The organism is Novilysobacter longmucuonensis, assembly GCF_046600735.1.
Classification (GTDB): domain Bacteria; phylum Pseudomonadota; class Gammaproteobacteria; order Xanthomonadales; family Xanthomonadaceae; genus Novilysobacter_A; species Novilysobacter_A longmucuonensis.
Map to the genome: position 1 here is coordinate 42,811 of NZ_JBJMAW010000011.1, position 17,708 is coordinate 60,518.

The 17,708-nt window shown below is 67.6% G+C and carries 15 protein-coding genes and 1 pseudogene; 7 read left to right on the top strand and 9 right to left on the bottom strand.

Annotated elements, in window-relative coordinates; genetic code table 11:
* Positions 1 to 511 precede the first annotated feature (511 nt).
* The 7 genes from ACJQWM_RS10935 to ACJQWM_RS10965 form a co-directional block, all read right to left on the bottom strand.
* Complete coding sequence (locus ACJQWM_RS10935; protein ID WP_411306818.1) at positions 512 to 1,069, bottom strand: hypothetical protein; 558 nt, start codon at positions 1,067 to 1,069, stop codon at positions 512 to 514.
* Positions 1,070 to 1,962: 893 nt separating this feature from the next.
* On the bottom strand, positions 1,963 to 3,342 hold the full coding sequence (gene gcvPA / locus ACJQWM_RS10940) for an aminomethyl-transferring glycine dehydrogenase subunit GcvPA (RefSeq protein ID WP_332702987.1): 1,380 nt from the start codon (positions 3,340 to 3,342) through the stop codon (positions 1,963 to 1,965).
* A gap of 167 nt (positions 3,343 to 3,509) precedes the next feature.
* On the bottom strand, positions 3,510 to 3,905 hold the full coding sequence (gene gcvH, locus ACJQWM_RS10945) for a glycine cleavage system protein GcvH (protein ID WP_332702985.1): 396 nt from the start codon (positions 3,903 to 3,905) through the stop codon (positions 3,510 to 3,512).
* Positions 3,906 to 4,022: 117 nt separating this feature from the next.
* Entirely contained in the window at positions 4,023 to 5,204 is a 1,182-nt protein-coding gene (gene gcvT, locus ACJQWM_RS10950) for a glycine cleavage system aminomethyltransferase GcvT (protein ID WP_332702983.1), read from the bottom strand.
* A 325-nt stretch (positions 5,205 to 5,529) separates the two neighbouring features.
* Positions 5,530 to 5,973 carry an NfeD family protein gene (locus ACJQWM_RS10955; protein WP_332702981.1) on the bottom strand — a complete coding sequence of 148 codons (444 nt, stop codon included), beginning with the start codon at positions 5,971 to 5,973 and terminating at the stop codon, positions 5,530 to 5,532.
* 3 nt (positions 5,974 to 5,976) lie between these two features.
* Positions 5,977 to 6,924 carry an SPFH domain-containing protein gene (locus ACJQWM_RS10960; protein WP_411306820.1) on the bottom strand — a complete coding sequence of 316 codons (948 nt, stop codon included), beginning with the start codon at positions 6,922 to 6,924 and terminating at the stop codon, positions 5,977 to 5,979.
* A gap of 182 nt (positions 6,925 to 7,106) precedes the next feature.
* On the bottom strand, positions 7,107 to 8,078 hold the full coding sequence (locus ACJQWM_RS10965) for an aldo/keto reductase (protein WP_332702977.1): 972 nt from the start codon (positions 8,076 to 8,078) through the stop codon (positions 7,107 to 7,109).
* A gap of 340 nt (positions 8,079 to 8,418) precedes the next feature.
* Between ACJQWM_RS10965 and ACJQWM_RS10970 the strand changes: the two genes are divergently transcribed.
* From ACJQWM_RS10970 to ACJQWM_RS10995, 6 genes and pseudogenes are all read left to right on the top strand, one after another.
* On the top strand, positions 8,419 to 9,000 hold the full coding sequence (locus ACJQWM_RS10970; RefSeq protein WP_332702975.1) for a TMEM165/GDT1 family protein: 582 nt from the start codon (positions 8,419 to 8,421) through the stop codon (positions 8,998 to 9,000).
* 54 nt (positions 9,001 to 9,054) lie between these two features.
* Positions 9,055 to 10,191, top strand: coding sequence for a GGDEF domain-containing protein (locus ACJQWM_RS10975; protein ID WP_332702973.1), 1,137 nt, complete (start codon positions 9,055 to 9,057; stop codon positions 10,189 to 10,191).
* A gap of 209 nt (positions 10,192 to 10,400) precedes the next feature.
* The gene (locus ACJQWM_RS10980) at positions 10,401 to 11,696 is read left to right on the top strand and encodes a NupC/NupG family nucleoside CNT transporter (RefSeq protein ID WP_332702971.1); all 1,296 of its coding nucleotides are present in this window, start codon (positions 10,401 to 10,403) and stop codon (positions 11,694 to 11,696) included.
* Positions 11,697 to 11,840: 144 nt separating this feature from the next.
* Positions 11,841 to 12,866: a ribokinase gene (locus ACJQWM_RS10985; RefSeq protein WP_332702969.1), complete on the top strand. Its 1,026-nt coding sequence runs from the start codon at positions 11,841 to 11,843 to the stop codon at positions 12,864 to 12,866.
* 70 nt (positions 12,867 to 12,936) lie between these two features.
* Positions 12,937 to 13,950, top strand: coding sequence for a tRNA dihydrouridine synthase DusB (gene dusB / locus ACJQWM_RS10990; protein ID WP_332702967.1), 1,014 nt, complete (start codon positions 12,937 to 12,939; stop codon positions 13,948 to 13,950).
* Between the two features lie 143 nt (positions 13,951 to 14,093).
* Positions 14,094 to 14,290, top strand: a pseudogene (locus ACJQWM_RS10995) (SAM-dependent methyltransferase); the annotation flags it as partial.
* A 50-nt stretch (positions 14,291 to 14,340) separates the two neighbouring features.
* Here the strand turns inward: ACJQWM_RS10995 and ACJQWM_RS11000 are convergent.
* Positions 14,341 to 15,075: a carbonic anhydrase gene (locus ACJQWM_RS11000; RefSeq protein ID WP_332702965.1), complete on the bottom strand. Its 735-nt coding sequence runs from the start codon at positions 15,073 to 15,075 to the stop codon at positions 14,341 to 14,343.
* Positions 15,076 to 15,297: 222 nt separating this feature from the next.
* Positions 15,298 to 16,311, bottom strand: coding sequence for a metal-dependent hydrolase (locus ACJQWM_RS11005; protein WP_332702963.1), 1,014 nt, complete (start codon positions 16,309 to 16,311; stop codon positions 15,298 to 15,300).
* 141 nt (positions 16,312 to 16,452) lie between these two features.
* On the opposite strand from ACJQWM_RS11005, the gene metK reads away from it, so the two are divergent.
* Entirely contained in the window at positions 16,453 to 17,676 is a 1,224-nt protein-coding gene (metK, locus tag ACJQWM_RS11010; RefSeq protein ID WP_332702961.1) for a methionine adenosyltransferase, read from the top strand.
* Positions 17,677 to 17,708: the final 32 nt, after the last annotated feature.

A 17,708-nucleotide genomic window follows, 5' to 3' on the forward strand; every position in this document is an offset into this window, starting at 1 on the left:
CGGCTGCGGGCGCTCACGTGATGCGGGGCGGGCAGCGGAGCAAGCTCCGCTCTACGCTCGCCGCAGGGCGATGTAGGAGCGGGCCATGCCCGCGATCGGGACAACGCGGCGGCGGGCTTCGCGCCCATGGGGCGCTCCTACGGGGTGCGTCGCCCATCCCGCTACGCATCATCGGTAGAGCCGAGCTTGCTCGGCTGCGGGCGCTCACGTGATGCGGGGCGGGCAGCGGAGCAAGCTCCGCTCTACGCTCGCCGCAGGGCGATGTAGGAGCGGGCCATGCCCGCGATCGGGGCAACGCGGCGGCGGGCTTCGCGCCCATGGGGCGCTCCTACGGGGTGCGTCGCCCATCCCGCTACGCATCATCGGTAGAGCCGAGCTTGCTCGGCTGCCGACTCTCACGTATCGCGGAAAGGGCAGCGGAGCAGCCCCGCTCTGCCGATAAAAAAACTCTCCCCCCGCCTGGGCTGCGGGGAGAGAGTCGGATTACAGCGACTACGGTATCGGGAACCGCTTAGATCATCGGTGCCGGGGTGGCCGGCATCGTGGTCGGAGCGGTCTTCTTGGGCGAGCGCTTGCTTGCCTTGCGAGCCGCCGGCTTCTTCGCAGCCGTCTTCTTGGCAGCCGGCTTTTTGGCGGCCGACTTCTTCGCTGCCGGCTTCTTGGCGGCCGACTTCTTGGCTGGCTTGGCGGCCTTCTTGGCAGCCGACTTGCGGGCTACTTTCTTCGTGGCCTTCTTCGCGCCGGTCTTCTTGGCGGTTTTCTTGGCGGTTTTCTTGGCGGCTTTCTTGGCGGTCTTCTTGGCGCCGGTCTTCTTGGCCGGACGCTTGGCTACCTTCTTCGTGCCTTTCTTGGCTGCCGACTTCTTGGCGACCTTCTTGGTCGCTTTCTTGGTGGTCTTCTTCGCTGCCGGCTTGCGGGCTACCTTCTTGGCAGCCTTCTTCGCGGTCTTGCGGGCAGGTGCCTTCTTGGCGACCTTTTTGCCCGTGCTCTTCTTGGCGGCCGACTTCTTGGCGACCTTCTTGGTCGCCTTCTTGGCGGCGGACTTCTTAGCAGCTTTCTTCGTGGCCATGAGATGGCTCCTCGTCAGTGGTCTATCGGGGTGTACAGCCCAGTTGCTAACCAGGGCTGCGGGCTCGCCCGCAGCCAACCGCCGGCGCGCAAACCGCGCCGAAACGGATCCTTCGAACCCCGCGCCGATATCGATCGGGCTGGGGCTGCATGCAGCGACAGTCGCGCGTCGGCACCTTCATGGTCCCGACAAACAAAAACCCGACCCGCCAGCGGCGGATCGGGTTGCATGCGACTTGTCTGCAATTGTGCGATGCATGGTTTTATCGAGCACGATTTCACGAAGCGCATTTCCGCAGGGGACAGGATGCCGGCGTCCACCGTTTTGCATGTCCGGGCGGAGGTCGGTTGTGTGCTTCGCATTGTCGCGTCGTTTTTGCTCACTCGCTTCCGCAGTAAACCTCTGCTGGGCGAAACCTAATCACGGTTTTTCATAGTGTCAACAACCCTCGACGTTTTTTTTCGGCCCTGGTGTGGTTGCTCGACGCCGGCAGCGGGTCCGATAACCGACCCGACCCGATGACGCACTCGCGGCAGCACGGCCAAGTGCAGCGCGCACGCATTGCACGTGTCGCTTGAAAGCCTTATCCATCAATGCCTCACAATCACATGGACAAAAATTAGCCAGTGCGCTTCGATGTCGTGGCCGGATGTGTCGAAGCTCCGAGCCGACATCGATAGATGTCTGGCCGAGCGCGAAAAAAAATCGCCGGGCTCAACTTCGTTTCGCGTTGCACCACCGGATTTGCGCGGAAGTGCGCAGCCGCTTTGCAACGTTCCGGCCGTGGCGGATGAGCAGCAGCAACATCGCGCAAAGAAAAACCCGCACCGTTTCCGATGCGGGTCGAGCGTGCGCCGATGCGGACAGCGACCGGTTCGCGTGGGTCGCGCGTCTTACTTCAGCGCCGCGGCCAATGCGGCGGCGAAGGTGTCCAGGTCGGCTTCGGACTTGGTCTCGGTGGTGCAGACCAGCAGGGCGTCGCCGTGCTCCCCGCCGCACAGCTCCGGGTACTCCTCGCCGAGCGATACGCCGGCGACGATCTTCTGCGCGGCCAGCGTTTCGATGACATCGGCGGCGGGCTTGGGCAGCTTCAACGCGATCTCGTGGAAGTGCACGCGATCGCCGAACAGCGGCTCCACCCCCGGAATCGCCAGCAGCCTGTCGCGCAGTGCGCGCAGGCGGGCGGCCGAAGTGGCGGCGATCTTGCGCAGCCCCTCTGGCCCGAGCAGCGCCATGTAGATCGTCGCGGCAGTGACCAGCAGGCCCTGGTTGGTGCAGATGTTCGAGGTCGCCTTGGCCCGGCGGATGTGCTGCTCGCGCGCCTGCAGGGTCAGCGCGAAGCCGCCCTTGCCGTCCAGATCGGTGGTGCGGCCGACGATGCGGCCCGGCAGGTTGCGTACCAGCGTCTGCTTGCAGGCGAGGAAACCGAAATACGGGCCACCCGAAGACAGCGGCACGCCGAGCGGCTGGCCCTCGCCACAGGTGATGTCGGCGCCGCGCACGTCTCCGTCGCTGCCGCCCCAGGAACCCGGCGCCTTCAGCAGGGCCAGCGACATCGGGTTGACCACTGCGATCACCAGCGCACCGCGCGCATGGGCGGCATCGGTGAGCGCATCGACGTCTTCGAGCACACCGAAGAAGTTGGGCTGCGGGACCACCAGCGCGGTGAAGTCGCCTTCGAGCGCCGACACGCTGGCCGCATCGAGCGCGCCGTCGGTGCACGGCAGGGTGACGATCTGGATGTCCTGCAGCGACAGGATCGACTCCATCGTCTTGCGATAGGCCGGGTGCAGCGATTCGGGCACCAGCACGCGCCGCGGCCCCTTCCTGGCGGCACGCTCGGCCATCAGCACCGCCTCGGCCACGGCGGTGGCACCGTCGTACATCGAGGCATTGCTGATGTCCATGCCGGTCAGGCGGGTCATCATCGTCTGGTATTCGTAGATCAGTTGCAGCGTGCCCTGGCTGGCCTCGGCCTGGTACGGGGTATAGGCCGAGTAGAACTCGCCGCGACCGACGATCTGCCAGATCGCCGCCGGGATGTGGTGCTCGTAGGCGCCGGCACCGGCGAAGTTCAGCACCGTCTCGTCCTGGCGCGCGAATTCGCGCATCAGCCGGCTGACCTCCTGCTCGCTCAGTCCCTCCGGCACGCCGCCCAGCGACCTGGCCTTCAGCGCCTCGGGGATCTCGTCGAACAGGGCCTCGATGTCGGGCGCGCCGATGGCGGCGAGCATGTCACGGACGTCGGCTTCGGTATGGGGGATAAAAGGCATGGCGGTCTGCGGCTGGATGTTTCAGCGAACCAGAATCAAAGTCGCTGGGTTCCCGCCTGCGCGGGAATGACGGAACTGGAGCAACGATGCACCGCATTACTGAGGGCTGTTGCATTGGGAAACCCGCACATGGATGTGCGGGCTTTTGCGAACGGACTCGCGACCAACTAGTGGTCTTCGTCTTCGATCAGCTCGGCGTAGTCGTCCGGCTCGATGAGCTCGTTGAGCTGCTCGCGCTCCTCGATCTCCAGCACGAAGATCCAGCCGTCGCCGAAGGCGTCTTCGTTGATCGTCTCGGGCTTGTCGTTCAGCGCGGTGTTGACCTCGACCACGGTGCCGGTGACCGGCGCGTAGACGTCCGAGGCCGCCTTGACCGACTCGACCACGGCGCAGGCGTTGCCGGCCTCGATGCGGTCGCCGACGTTGGGCAGTTCGACATAGACCAGGTCGCCGAGCAGGCTTTGGGCGTGGTCGGAAATACCGACCGTGACCTTGCCATCGCCTTCGACACGGGCCCACTCGTGGGACTTCAGGAACTTCAGGTCGCCGGGGATCTCGCTCATGGGGGCTCCGATAGTGCGGGCTGGGGTTCTGGAAAGGGTCGCTAGTGTAACCAAGCAGGCGCCGGGCGGCGCCCCTCGGCGCTCCGAACGGGATCTCGCGGCCTGCCGGAGGCCCGGTCAGGCCAGCACGCCGTCCTGCGGCTGGCCGTCACGCACGAACGGGAACTTCACCACGCGCACCGGCACCTGCCTGCCACGGATCTCGACGCGCACGTCACCGGCGGCGCCCAGCGCGATCTCGCCGGCGGGCACCCGCGCCAGCGCGATGGCCTTGCCGAGCGTCGGCGAGAACGTCCCGGAGAGGATCTCGCCCTCGCCGTGCGCGGTCAGCACCTTCTGGCCATGCCGCAACACCCCCTTGTCGTCCATCACCAGACCGATCATCTGGCGCGGGGCACCGGCGGCCTTCTGCCGTTCGAGCACCTCGCGGCCGATGAACGCCCGGCCCTCGTCGAGGCTGACCGTCCACGCCAGCGCCGCTTCGTAAGGCGAGACCGAATCGTCCATGTCCTGGCCGTAGAGGTTCATGCCGGCCTCCAGCCGCAGCGTGTCGCGTGCCCCGAGGCCGGCCGGGGCCACCCCGGCGGCGAGCAGTGCGCCCCACAGCGCGACGGTGCCGTCCTGGGGCACCACGATCTCGAAACCGTCCTCGCCGGTGTAGCCGGTGCGGGCGATGAACACATCGATGCCGTCGGTGGTCCGCGCATCGCCTGCCACGAACTTGCCGAGCTTGCCGATGCGCGCGCGGTCGTCCTCGCGCAACAGGCCGAACACCTTCTCGCGCGCGTTCGGGCCCTGCACCGCGATCATGCCGAAGTCGCTGCGTTCGGTGACCTGCACCTCGAATGCACTCGCCTGCTGGCCGATCCACGCCAGGTCCTTCTCGCGGGTGCCGGCATTGACCACCAGGCGGAAGAAATCCCCGGCCCCGCTCTCGGGCGGCATGCTCGCGGACGGCACGCTTTGTGACGGCATGAGATAGACGATCAGGTCGTCGATCACGCCGCCCTGCGGATTGAGCATGCAGGTGTAGAGCGCCTTGCCCGGCTTCTTCAGCTTGTCGACCGAGTTGGCCAGCAGGTGCCGCAGGAACTCGCCGGTCCGCGCGCCGTGCAGGTCGACCACGGTCATGTGGCTGACGTCGAACATCCCGGCGTCGGTCCGGACCCGGCGGTGCTCGTCGATCTGCGAGCCGTAGTGGATCGGCATGTCCCAGCCGCCGAAGTCGACCATCTTGGCGCCGAGCGCGCGGTGGGCATCGTTGAGGACGGTCTGTTGCAGCGCAGTGTTCTGGGTCATTCGGCCGGCCGGGGGGAAGGAGGAGCCGGGCATTATCCCAGACCGCGCGGCAGTTTCGGGACGGGCGGGTATGGCGATGACCGTCACGTAGGGTGGGCACGCTTTTTGGGCCGACCATCGCAACCCGCCCAACGCGCCGTGGGCACAAGAAACGCGCCCACCCTGCCCGTCTCCGGCTTTCGTAGGAGCGACGTGAGTCACGACCGCCGCACAACGACAGGGGCTTTTTCGCAGGTGGTCAATGCGGTCGGTTCACCAGTAGCCGATCGCGGCTGAAGCCGCTCCTACAGGAGCAGCAGTTTTTCGCGAAATCCGGCCGACCCGATCAAGCGGCCGGCTCCACCCGCAGCGTCATGCCGTCGCTGCCGACGATGCGCACATCGGCCCCCGCGGGCAGCTCGGGGCCGGTGACGTCCCAATAGGCGTCGGCGATCTGCACCCGGCCGCGGCCGTGGACGATCGCCTGGTCGAGCACCACCACGCGGCCGACCAGTTGCTCGGTCCGGCGGTTGAGGTGCGGCTTGTCGCTCACGCGCTCGCGCTTGCCGCTGAAGCGCACGCGGTAGATCTGGATCGACACGAAGCTCAGCACGATGAAGCCCGCGACCTGGGCCAGCAGTGGGATGTCCGGAAACACCATCACCGCCAGGAACACCGCGACCGCGGCAAATCCCAACCACAGCATAAAGGCACCCGGCGCCAGCGTTTCGGCCGCGAACAGCAGCAGCGCCACGGCGGCCCAGGTCACCGTCTGCCAGTTCCAGTGCATGACTCAGCCTCCGCTGCGCGGCAGGTGGGGCGCGCGGCCCGGTGCGTCGGCCAGCGCCTGCTTGGCCAGCTCGGCGATACCGCCCAGCGAGCCGATCATGCCGGCCGACTCCATCGGCATCATCACGAACTTCTGGTTCGGCGCCTCGGCCAGCGCCTTGAATGCCTCGATGTATTTCTGCGCCACGAAGTAGTTGATCGCGTGCACGTTGCCGGCCGAGATCGCGTCCGACACCATGCGCGTCGCGTTGGCTTCGGCCTCGGCCAGTCGCTCGCGTGCCTCGGCCTCGCGGAACGCCGCTTCGCGCTCGCCCTCGGCTTCCAGGATGGTGCTCTGCTTCTCGCCCTCGGCCTTGAGGATCTCGGCCTGGCGGAAACCCTCGGCCTCCAGGATGTTGGCGCGCTTCTCGCGCTCGGCCTTCATCTGCCGCGCCATCGCCTCGATCAGGTCGCGCGGCGGCGCGATGTCCTTGAGCTCGATGCGGTTGACCTTGAGCCCCCACGGGTGGGTCGCCTGGTCGACCGCGACCAGCACCTTGGCGTTGATCTCGTCGCGACGCGACAGCGACTCGTCCAGGTCCATCGAGCCGATGGAGGTGCGGATGTTGGTCATCACCAGGTTGAGCGTGGCGATCTCGAGCTGCGCCACCTCATAGGCGGCCTTGGCCGCATCGAGCACCTGGAAATAGACCACGCCATCGACCTTGACCACCGCGTTGTCCTTGGTGATCACGTCCTGGCTGGGCACCTCCAGCACCTGCTCCATCATGTTGATCTTGCGGCCGACGCTCTGGTAGATCGGGATCAGGAAATGCAAGCCCGGACCCATCGTGTGGGTGTATTTGCCGAACGCCTCGACCGTCCACTGATAGCCCTGCGGCACCATCCTCACCGCCTTGGACAGCACCACGATGCCGGCCACCAACAACACCAGCGCAAGCAGCGTCCCCATGTCCATAGTCCCTTCCCCACTAGGTTTATCGAGCGCCGAGTATAGGTGCAGGCAGTTGGGCGCATGGGCGCGGCCGCGCAGGCCACTTGCGCCTCACCTGAGCGAAAGGCTCGCGCCCATGGGGCGCTCCTACGGGGAAACGGTTGGTGCCGTACCTTGCCGCGCAAGCGGGCCGGATGGCGCTACGCCGTCGCCGCCTCGATCCGTCGCCAGTCGGCGTGGCCGATGCGTTCGATCCACTCCAGCGCCTGCAGGTTCTGGCGCAACTGCTCCGGCCGGCTGGCCCCGAGGATCACCGAGGACACATGCGGGTTGCGCAGGCACCAGGCGATCGCCAGCACCGCCGGCGCAGCGCCCAGCTCGCCGGCGAGCGCGCTGAACTGGCGTGCGCGTTCGACCCGGCGCTGGTCGCTGCTACCCAGCACCGTGCGTTGCAACCAGGACAGGTTCTCGCGGCCGAGCCGGGTGTCATCGGGCACGCCTTGGTTGTACTTGCCGGTCAGCAGCCCGGATGCCAGCGGCGACCAGACCGTGGTGCCCAGGCCAAGCTCGGCGTATAGCGGCGCGTACTCCAGCTCGACGCGCTCGCGATGCAGCAGGTTGTACTGCGGTTGTTCCATCGTCGGCGCATGCAGATGGTGAGTGCGTGCGATCTTGTGCGCTTCGCGGATCTGCGGAGCCGACCATTCCGACGTGCCCCAGTACAGCACCTTGCCCTGGCGGATCAGCGCGTCCATCGCCCACACCGTCTCGGCGACCGGCGTGTCGGGGTCGGGACGATGGCAGAAGTACAGATCGAGGTAGTCCACCCGCAGGCGCACGAGCGCGGCGTGGCAGGCATCGGTGACGTGCTTGCGCGACAAGCCCTTCTGCGTCGGTCGCGGGTCCTGCGCGGCGCCGAACATGACCTTGCTCGACACGCAGAATCCGTCGCGCGGCAGACGCAGGTCCGCGATCACGTCGCCCATGACCTGCTCGGCCGCGCCGGCGGCATAGCCCTCGGCATTGTCGAAGAAGTTGACGCCGTGGTCCCAGGCGGTGGCGATCAACTCGCGGGCGGTGCTGCGGTCGATCTGCGCGCCGAAGGTGACCCAGGCGCCAAACGACAGGGCGGACAACTGCAGGCCGGACGAACCGAGACGGCGGTATTGCATGACGCTGGCACTCCACGACGCGACCCGGGCAGTCTAAGCCGTCGCAGGGGGGGCAGATCGGCGCAGGCGCTACAATGACGCGCTCTTCCTCCGGGGAGTAGCCCACCCGCCGCCGGATCGCAGTTCACGCGATCGCTCAATCAGATCGCCCAACCGGTACCCGGGATCGCGCGTCAACATGCTTGGTCGGCTGACCGTGGCGCGCGAGGAGTCCGCTTCGACCGAACCTTCGGCCGACAGCGACGCCGGGCAAGACCGAAGGCAGGCGTCGCGCGCACCCCGGTCGGGCCGCGCGGCGTCGGCCTTCGCGTCATTCGCGAACGCCCGGCCCGGAGTACGAATGGAAGACCTGCCACTGACCACCGCGCTCGTGTCGACCGGCGCGGTGGCGCTTGCCGAAATCGGCGACAAGACCCAACTGCTCGCGCTGCTGCTTGCGGCGCGCTTTCGCAAGCCGGGGCCGATCATCGCGGGGATCCTGGTCGCCACCTTGCTCAATCATGCGCTGGCGGCCTGGTTCGGCGCGGCCGTTGCGCAATGGCTGCAGCCCGAGGTGCTTCGCTGGATGGTGGCGGCCAGCTTTCTCCTGGTGGCGCTATGGACGCTGAAGCCCGACCGGCTCGACAAGGACGGTACCGAACTGCCCGGGCGAGGTGCGTTCGTTGCGACCGCCATCGCGTTCTTCGTGGCCGAGATCGGTGATAAGACCCAGGTCGCGACGGTATTGCTGGCCGCGAAGTACACCCCGCTGTGGGAGGTCATCGCTGGCACCACCGCCGGCATGCTGCTGGCGAACGTGCCGGTGGTGGTGCTCGGCAGCCACTTCGCCGACCGCATGCCATTGCGGGCGGCGCGGCGGGTCGCTGCGGTGGTGTTTCTCGGGCTGGCGCTGTGGGTCGCGTGGCATGGCGTCGGCGCGTGAACCGCGTCGACAGCGGCGCGCTATCCTCGGCGCAGCTGCAGCAGGGGAGAATCGATGCATACCAATGAGCGCAGCCTGCGCGAACGGGTGACCGCGCTGCTGGCGCGGCCGGACGAGATCATGCTCGAGGCCGGCGCCGGCGGCGAGTTGCTGGTGGCGCGGCTGCGTGCGGTGATCGCCGCTCTGCTGCTGCTGTTGCCGCTGGCCAATGCACTCGCCGGCGGCTCGATCAGCGACACCCTGGTCGGCCTGGCCGCCACGGTGCTGATCAACGTGTTCGCCCAGGCCTGGCTGATGCTGGCGCGGCGGCGGCGGCGTTTCCTGTGGCTGCCGTTCGCAACCGCCGCGTTCGACGTCACCGCGACCAGCGTGGTCCTGCTGCTGCTGGCCTGGGACCAGCTTCCGGCGGGCACGAACAGCATGGTCGTGTGGTGCGGCTACGTACTGGCCATCCTGCTGACCGCGCTGCGCAACGACGGGCGCACCACCCTGTTTGCCGGCCTGCTCGCGATCATGCAGTACGGCGCGCTGGTGCTGGCGATCTTCGCCAGCGCGACATCGCCGGAGCAGCTGATCTCCAGCGACTACGGCTCGGTGACCGCCAGCGCCCAGGTGCAGCGGATGGTGCTGCTGGCGATCGTGACGGTGATCACCGCCATGGTGGTCTACCGGCTGCAGCGGCTGGTGGAGATGTCCGGCAGCGACGGCCTGACCGGCCTGCCCAACCGCACCTGGTTGCTGCACCGGATGCCGCGGCTGTTCGACGCGGCCCGGCACGACGGCGACAGCCTGACCCTGGCACTGATCAACCTGGACCACTTCCGCCGGATCAACAGCGAGATCGGCAATCGCGCGGCCGACCGCGCGCTATGTCAGGTGGTCGCGGTGATCGGCGAGTTGACCGACGAACGTGAATGGCTGGTGCGGCTGCGTGGCGAGGAGTTCGTGCTGGTGCTGCGCAAGCCGCTCGGCACCGCCTGGGAACGGGTCGATGCGCTGCGCCGGCTGGTGGCCGAGCGCGCGTTCGAGCCCGAGCGCGGCGCCGAATCGATCCGTCTGAGCTTCAGCGCCGGCCTGGTCAGCTACCCGCACGACGGCCAGGATCTGTCGCGGTTGCTGCGCTGCGCCGACCAGCGCCTGCAGATGGCCAAGCGCGACGGCCGCAACCGGGTGGTGGCGCGGGAAAGCTGAACAGCGCGTCGTGACCCTGTAGGAGCGCCCCATGGGCGCGATGCACGATCTCGGCGCGATGCACGATCTCGGCGAGCTGCGGTCGTGGGCATAGCCCGCTCCTGCCAAGGGGGCGCCGCCCGAACTCGCCCAGCTTGTCGGCCGCGGGTACGGTGCACTAGGCTGCGCCGGATATTCCAGGCCGGCACCGGTCATCAGGGGACACCTACGTGGAAGCATTCAGTCAGGTCGCCTTCGGCCTGTTCGGCCTGATCGTGCTGCTCGGCATCACCTGGCTGTTCTCCAACAATCGCAGGGCCATCGACTGGCGCCTGGTCGGCATCGGGCTGGGCCTGCAACTGCTGATCGCCGCGTTCGTACTGCTGACCCCCTGGGGTGCGATCGTGTTCGATGCGCTCTCGCGCGGCTTCGTCAACCTGCTCGGGTTCACCACCGAGGGCGCGCGCTTCATCTTCGGCGACTTCACCGATCCGGCGAAGTTCGGCTTCGTGTTCGCGTTCCAGGTGCTGCCGACGATCATCTTCTTCGCCAGCTTCATGGGCGTGCTGTACCACCTGGGCGTGATGCAGAAGATCGTGCAGGGCATGGCCTGGGTGATCACCAAGCTGATGCGCGTGTCCGGTGCGGAGACTCTGTCGGTATGTGCCAACGCGTTCATCGGCCAGACCGAATCGCCGCTGGTGGTGCGCCCGTACATCGCCAGGATGACCGAATCAGAGCTGCTGACCCTGATGGTCGGCGGCATGGCGACGATCGCCGGCGGCGTGCTCGGCGCGTACGTGATGCTGCTGGGCGGCGGCGACCCGGTGCAGCAGGCGTTCTTCGCCAAGCACCTGATCACCGCCAGCATCATGGCCGCTCCGGCGACCCTGGTCATCGCCAAGATCCTGGTGCCGGAAACCCGCGAACCGCTGACCCTGGGCAGCGTGCGCATGGATGTCGAGAAGACCACCACCAACGTCATCGACGCGGCCGCCGCCGGCGCCGCGGACGGCCTCAAGCTGGCGCTCAACGTCGGCGCGATGCTGCTGGCGTTCATCGCTTTGATTGCGCTCGTCAACGCGCCGCTGATCTGGCTCGGCGAGGTGACCGGGCTGGAGTCGGTGTTCGGCCGCCCCACCGACCTGTCCGCGTTGCTGGGCTACGTGCTGTCGCCGCTGGCATGGGCGATCGGTGTTCCGTGGCAGGACGCCGCCACGGTCGGCGGGCTGATCGGCACCAAGGTCGTGCTCAACGAGTTCGTCGCCTACATGCAGTTGGGCGAGATCGTGCGCGGCGGGGTGGACGGAGTCGGCCTGACCGACCAGGGCCGGCTGATCGCGACGTATGCCTTGTGCGGCTTCGCCAACTTCAGCTCGATCGCGATCCAGATCGGCGGCATCGGTGGACTGGCGCCGGAGCGGCGCGGGGACCTCGCTCGACTCGGCCTGCGGGCGGTGCTCGGTGGTTCGATCGCGACGTTGATGACCGCGACGATTGCCGGCGTGCTGACGCGATTCGCGTGAGTCGGCCGCTTCGCGGCCTGCAAGCTGCAAGGAGTGAGTGGTAAGTAACAGCGGGAACGACGCTGACGTCTGCCTCCTTACTCCTTGCCTCCTCACAGGCCGCACAGCGGCCGACACCCTCTCCGGAACCTGCCGAGTCGCACGATGGAATCGATCAACCCCGAAGATCCATCGCGCCCAATCGTCGTGGTGGGTTCGTTCAACGTCGACCACGTCTGGACCGTCGCCGCGCTGCCCCGAGCGGGCGAGACGCTGAGCGGCGAGTACCACACCGGGCCCGGCGGCAAGGGCTTCAACCAGGCAACCGCGGCCGCGCGCGCCGGCGCCGAGACCACCTTCGTCTGCGCGCTCGGTGACGACCCCGGCGGCGCGCTCGCACGCTCGCTGGCGCATGGTGACGGGATCGAGCTGCGCGCACTGCGCAGCCACGCACCGACCGGCACCGCCGGCATCTATGTCGATGCCGAGGGTCGCAACAGCATCGTGATCGGCCCCGGTGCGAATGCTGCTTTGACGCCCGGCTTCATCGACGCGCAGCGCGACTGCCTGCAGCGTACGCGCGTGGTACTCGGCCAGCTCGAAACCCCTGCGATCGCAGTGCAGGCGGCGTTCGCGCAAGCGCGTGGGCACGGCGCGCTGACCATGCTGAATCCGGCGCCGGCCGACGCGATCGCGCCGGCGGCGCTGTGGGCGCTGGCGGACATCGTGACGCCCAACGAATCGGAATTCTGCACGCAGTTCGAGCGCCACCTAGGCGAGCGCCTGGATGTGCAGACGCTCGCCAGCCAGGACGACGCCGCCCTGCACTCACTCTGCCGCCGCCTGCTGCCGCACGGCAGCGTGGTGGTCACCCTGGGCGCGGCCGGCTGCTTCGTCTCGCACCCGGCCGAGAGCTTGCGCGGGGATGCCCATCCTCACTACCGGGTCGCCGGCGCGTCGGTTGATGCAATCGACACCACCGGCGCCGGCGATGCGTTCAACGGCGCGCTAGCGGCCGCACTGGCTCGCGATCCACACGCCGGATTCCATCAGCACGTGCGTTACGCGAACCGATACGCCGCGCTGTCGACCGAATGCGCCGGCGCTGCGACGGCGATGCCGCGCGATACCGACGTCCGCGCCCGCTTCGGCGAGATCGCTGCAACGGGCACGCACCCCGCTCCACCGTAGAGCCGAGCTTGATCGGCTGCCCTGGCGCGGGGTGAAGCAGCCGAGCAAGCTCGGCTCTACAATGCACTCCATGCAGATCGGCCCCCACTCCATCCATCCCAGGGTGATCCTCGCCCCGATGGCGGGCGTCACCGATAAGCCCTTCCGGGTGCTGTGCAAGCGCCTGGGTGCCGGCTTGTGCGTGTCGGAGATGACCACCTCCGATCCGCGCTTCTGGCACACCGCCAAGTCGCGCCACCGCATGGACCACGTCGGCGAGCCCGACCCGGTCAGCGTGCAGATCGCCGGCACCGTCCCGGCGGTCATGGCCGAAGCCGCCCGCTACAACGTCGCGCACGGCGCGCAGCTGATCGACATCAACATGGGCTGCCCGGCCAAGAAGGTCTGCAACGCCTGGGCCGGCTCGGCGCTGATGCGCGACGAGGCATTGGTCGCGCAGATTCTCGAGGCGGTGGTCGCCGCGGTCGACGTGCCGGTGACGCTCAAGATTCGCACCGGCTGGGCCGCCGACCGCCGCAATGCGCTGACCATCGCGCGCATCGCCGAGGCCGCCGGGATCCAGGCGCTCGCGGTGCACGGCCGCACCCGCGACCAGCAGTACACCGGCACGGCCGAGTACGACACCATCGCCGAGGTCAAGGCCGCGCTGTCGATCCCGGTGATCGCCAATGGCGATATCGATTCGCCGCACACGGCTTTGGCCGTGTTGCGACATACCGGGTGCGACGCGGTGATGGTCGGCCGCGCCGCGCAGGGACGGCCGTGGATCTTCCGAGAAATCTCGCACTACCTCGCCACCGGCGAACTGCTGCCCGCGCCGTCGCTGGCCGAGGTGCGCGACGTGCTGCTGGGTCATCTGGAGCACCTGCATGCGTTCTATGGCGAGCCGGCCGGCGTGCGCATCGCGCGCAAGCACCTGGGTTGGTATGCCAAGGACCGCCCGGAGCATACCGACGCGCAGCGCTGCGCTTTCCGCGCGGTGGTCAATCGCGCCGAAACCGCGGAGGCGCAACTGCGCCTGACCCGCGACTACTTCGACGCGCTGATCGCCGGCGCGACACCCGGATTCCAGGCCGCCGCATGACCGAGCGCAGCCGTTGCAGCTCGACACCCACGTGCCGTCGGCGCGGATAGACCCGGACGCCTGTCGCAACGCCGTGCCGCGAAGCCAGTGTCGACCCCGCTGACGCAACCCGACCAGCGAGCCCGCTAGTCTCCGTCACTACGATGCCGTATCTGCACGGTGTCCCACCGGTTGAGCAGGCACAGCTGCTCGACCGGGCGCGCATCGCCGGATCGACGATTTTCCGCAACATCGATTACACACCGGCACACGGCGCCTGCTCCAAGCCAGCAGCGGCGTGGGCGCGCAGATCGCAATCCTGCTACGCCGTTTCCCGGAGCTGCACGCGACCTGCGTCGACTTCGGCCTGCTGCTCGCGGGCGGATTCCACGAGTGCAGATTGTGCGACGATCAGCGGTGGAAGAAGTCCACATGGCCGTCGTCGAGGTCGTAGCGTCCACCGACGATTTTCAACTTGCCGGCCGCGAGCGGGTCCTCGAGCAGTTTGCCAGAGACCTTGAGCCGCTCCACCACGTCGACGACGTTGCGACGCACCGCATTGTCGAGCCAGTCGCCGTCCTCGTCCCGGGCGCGGATCGCCGCGGGGAGGATCGGCCCGACCATCTCACCGATCGCTCCCGGAAAGCTCACGCCGTCGCGCACGATCGACACCGCCGCACCGACCGCGCCGCAGCGCTCGTGCCCCAGCACCACGATCAAAGGCACGCCCAGCTCGGCGACCGCATACTCGATGCTGCCGAGCCCTTCCGGGGAAACCGTGTTGCCGGCCACCCGCACGGTGAACAGATCACCCAGACCCTGGCCGAACAGCACTTCCGGCGGCACGCGCGAATCCGAGCAGCTCAGCAATACCGCGAACGGAGTCTGGTTCTGTGCGATTTCAAGCCGGCGCTTGCGGTCGAGCTGCGGCGTCGGCGTCTTGTCGGCGACAAACGCCTTGTTGGCTTCCATCAGGCGCTGCAGTGCCTGATCGGCCGTCAGGGTGGTGCGCGCGGCCGCAGGCGCTGCAGACGCACTTGAGGAGACTGCGACACCGGACACGCCGAGTGCGCCGAGCGTCAGCGTACGTAATGCGTTGGCGCCAAGCAGGGGCGCGGCGGCTGCGGCACCGCTGCAGGCGCACATGGCGCCGATCGCGCGGCGGCGACTCGGCGAGGCGGGAATGGGACTGGTCATTGTCGGACCTCATCGGTTACGGCGGGAGGGGACCGCACCGTGTACCTCGATGCCCCATTCATCCAGGGCCGGTGCCTTTGCATCGTCCCACGGGTGGCCGAGAACCCGGTCGACACCACGTTCACCCGACCCTGCGCAGTGGCGCTCACCGCTCGCCGAAAATACCGGCTGTCAGAGCGCTTCGGGCTGGATCCAGATCCGCTGCCACATCCACGCGAGCCGCCGCCTGGCATCCCAAGGCCATTCGACCCGCTGCGGTTCGATCGGCCGCCATCCGCCCTGCGTGCGCTGGGCGACCGCGAGACGGAACGTGTAATCGGGCTCGCTGCCCATGCGCAGGTCGGACAGCACCAGTTGGCCGTCGCGCTGCTCGGCCTTCATGAAGCCGCGGCTGAACCAGCTCAACTGCCGCACGCTCGGGTAGCCACTCACCTGCATCAGGCTCGAAACGTCCGAGGCATGTTCCGTGAACCGCATCGGCCCGCGGTCGGCGACCAGAGAGCGCTCGCCTTCGACAAATCCCTCTGGCGTCATGGCGACCACCCGCCACAGCAGGATGTTGAACGGCATCGGCACCGAAAACCGCGGCGCGTCTTGCAGCCCCAATTGCGCCAGCGCGCGCCCGGCCTCGCGTTCGACCGCGCCCTTGGCCAGCAGGGAGCCGGCAAGATAGAGCGAACTCAACGCCAGCCCGGCGACCAGCGCGTGGCTGCCCGAGCGCCGATCGCGCGCGAACCAGGCGAACACGCAGGCGACCAGCAGCCAGATCGTGTACAGCGGATCGATGATGAACATGCTCGACCACATCACCGGTCGCGGCGGCAGCGGCCACAGCAACTGCGTGCCGTAGACGGTGAAGGCGTCGAGCAGCGGATGGGTCAGCAACGCCAGCTGGATTGCCCAGAACCAGCGTTGCGGCGCCGCGGCGACGCGGCCGCCGCGCGTGCGCAACCAGGCCCAGATCGCCCAGGCGAGCAGCGGCAGCACCAGCAGCGAGTGGCTGGCGCCGCGATGCCAGATCATGCGGTGGACCGGATCGTCGGTCAGCAATGCGATCGGCAGCGCATCCAGATCCGGCACCGTGCCCAGCGCGGCGCCGGCCAGCAATGCGGCGCGGCGGTGCTGCGGCGGTACGATCGCGGCGGTGACCGCGGCGCCGAGGAATATCTGGGTCAGCGAATCCATCCACCCGATGGTAAGCCGACTCCGGAGCCGGTTCGTTGCTTTACCCACCGACAACGCCACGACCCGGCACAATGCGTCACGCGCGCCGAATCTGTATCATTCGCGGCCATCCTTTTATCCGAATGCAGGGATATAGACTCGATGTCCAGTTATCTGTTCACCTCCGAATCCGTATCCGAAGGCCATCCGGACAAGGTCGCCGACCAGATCTCCGACGCGGTGCTCGACGCGATCCTCGCTCAGGACAAGCGCGCCCGCGTAGCCTGCGAGACGATGGTCAAGACCGGCGTGGCGATCGTCGCCGGCGAGGTCAGCACCACCGCCTGGGTCGACATCGAGGGTCTCGCGCGCCGGGTCATCAACGACATCGGCTATACCAATTCGGAAGTCGGCTTCGACGGCCATACCTGCGGCATCCTCAACCTGATCGGCAAGCAGTCGCCCGACATCGCCGCCGGCGTCGACCGCAAGAAGCCCGAGGAGCAGGGCGCGGGCGACCAGGGCCTGATGTTCGGCTACGCCTGCAACGAGGCGCCCGAGTTCATGCCGGCGCCGATCTACTACAGCCACCGCCTGGTCGAACAGCAGGCCAAGGTGCGCAAGAAGAAGAATTCGCCGCTGCCGTGGCTACGGCCGGACGCCAAGAGCCAGGTGACCCTGCGCTACGGCAACGACAACGCCATCCTTGGCATTGATGCGGTGGTGCTCTCGACCCAGCACGACCCGGGCATCAAGCAGAAGGACCTGATCGAAGGCGTGCGCGAGCACATCCTCAAGCCGGTGCTGCCCAAGGCTTGGATGGCATCGCTGTCGAAGAACAAGATCCACATCAATCCAACCGGCATCTTCGTGATCGGCGGCCCGGTCGGCGACTGCGGCCTGACCGGGCGCAAGATCATCGTCGACACCTACGGCGGCATGGCGCGCCACGGCGGCGGTGCGTTTTCTGGCAAGGACCCGTCCAAGGTCGACCGTTCGGCCGCCTACGCCGCGCGTTACGTCGCCAAGAACGTGGTCGCCGCCGGTCTGGCTGACAAGTGCGAGGTGCAACTGAGCTACGCGATCGGCGTCGCCGAGCCGACGTCGATCTCGGTCACCACCTTCGGCACCGGCGCCATTTCCGATGAAAAGATCGAGAAGCTGATCCGCAAGCACTTCGACCTGCGCCCGTACGGCATCGTCAAGATGCTCGACCTGATCCACCCGGTCTACCAGGCCACCGCCGCGTACGGTCACTTCGGCCGCAAGCCCAAGGAAGTCAGCTACGTCGATGGCGCCGGCAACCGGAACACCGCGACCGCGTTCTCGTGGGAGAAGACCGACAAGGCCGAGGAATTGCGCAAGGCCGGCGGCTTGAAGAAGTAGAGCTGCTTCTGCGCGAAACCGACCCGACGGGC

Excerpts from the sequence above, each read along its gene's own strand:
- ACJQWM_RS10935 (WP_411306818.1), bottom strand. The coding sequence starts at position 1,069 with ATGGCCACGAAGAAAGCTGCTAAGAAGTCCGCCGCCAAGAAGGCGACC.
- gcvPA (WP_332702987.1), bottom strand. The coding sequence starts at position 3,342 with ATGCCTTTTATCCCCCATACCGAAGCCGACGTCCGTGACATGCTCGCC.
- gcvH (WP_332702985.1), bottom strand. The coding sequence starts at position 3,905 with ATGAGCGAGATCCCCGGCGACCTGAAGTTCCTGAAGTCCCACGAGTGG.
- gcvT (WP_332702983.1), bottom strand. The coding sequence starts at position 5,204 with ATGACCCAGAACACTGCGCTGCAACAGACCGTCCTCAACGATGCCCAC.
- ACJQWM_RS10955 (WP_332702981.1), bottom strand. The coding sequence starts at position 5,973 with ATGCACTGGAACTGGCAGACGGTGACCTGGGCCGCCGTGGCGCTGCTG.
- ACJQWM_RS10960 (WP_411306820.1), bottom strand. The coding sequence starts at position 6,924 with ATGGGGACGCTGCTTGCGCTGGTGTTGTTGGTGGCCGGCATCGTGGTG.
- ACJQWM_RS10965 (WP_332702977.1), bottom strand. The coding sequence starts at position 8,078 with ATGCAATACCGCCGTCTCGGTTCGTCCGGCCTGCAGTTGTCCGCCCTG.
- ACJQWM_RS10970 (WP_332702975.1), top strand. The coding sequence starts at position 8,419 with ATGGAAGACCTGCCACTGACCACCGCGCTCGTGTCGACCGGCGCGGTG.
- ACJQWM_RS10975 (WP_332702973.1), top strand. The coding sequence starts at position 9,055 with ATGCATACCAATGAGCGCAGCCTGCGCGAACGGGTGACCGCGCTGCTG.
- ACJQWM_RS10985 (WP_332702969.1), top strand. The coding sequence starts at position 11,841 with ATGGAATCGATCAACCCCGAAGATCCATCGCGCCCAATCGTCGTGGTG.
- dusB (WP_332702967.1), top strand. The coding sequence starts at position 12,937 with ATGCAGATCGGCCCCCACTCCATCCATCCCAGGGTGATCCTCGCCCCG.
- ACJQWM_RS11000 (WP_332702965.1), bottom strand. The coding sequence starts at position 15,075 with ATGTGCGCCTGCAGCGGTGCCGCAGCCGCCGCGCCCCTGCTTGGCGCC.
- ACJQWM_RS11005 (WP_332702963.1), bottom strand. The coding sequence starts at position 16,311 with ATGGATTCGCTGACCCAGATATTCCTCGGCGCCGCGGTCACCGCCGCG.
- metK (WP_332702961.1), top strand. The coding sequence starts at position 16,453 with ATGTCCAGTTATCTGTTCACCTCCGAATCCGTATCCGAAGGCCATCCG.